The sequence below is a fragment of the Paraburkholderia sp. SIMBA_054 genome, assembly GCF_046534875.1.
GTDB lineage: Bacteria > Pseudomonadota > Gammaproteobacteria > Burkholderiales > Burkholderiaceae > Paraburkholderia > Paraburkholderia hospita.
Genome location: NZ_JAWRXV010001333.1, coordinates 1 through 249, shown reverse-complemented (window position 1 = coordinate 249; position 249 = coordinate 1). Strand labels below are relative to the sequence as shown.

The window sequence follows — 249 nt, the reverse complement described above, 5'->3', positions numbered from 1 at the left end:
CGAGCAGATGCGGATACGTGAGCGGCACGCCGTGTTCGGGAATGAAGCCGCACACGCGCGCATAACGCCACGCGGGCCCGGCATCGAGCGCGACGGCGGGGCGCACGAGACGCAACGCCGGCAACTGCGCCGGACGTCCGCGCTTGACGATGCCCGACAACGCGCGCGCATAAAGACGCGCCGGTGTGGGCAAGGTGTCGATAACGACAGTCTTCGGCCGGACTGCATCGCGTTGTGCGAGAGTCGACG

The 249-nt window shown here is 68.3% G+C and carries 1 pseudogene; it reads right to left on the bottom strand.

Annotation, left to right across the window (positions count from 1 at the left end):
* Positions 1-249 (bottom strand): annotated as a pseudogene (locus SB822_RS59415) (acyl dehydratase); the annotation flags it as partial.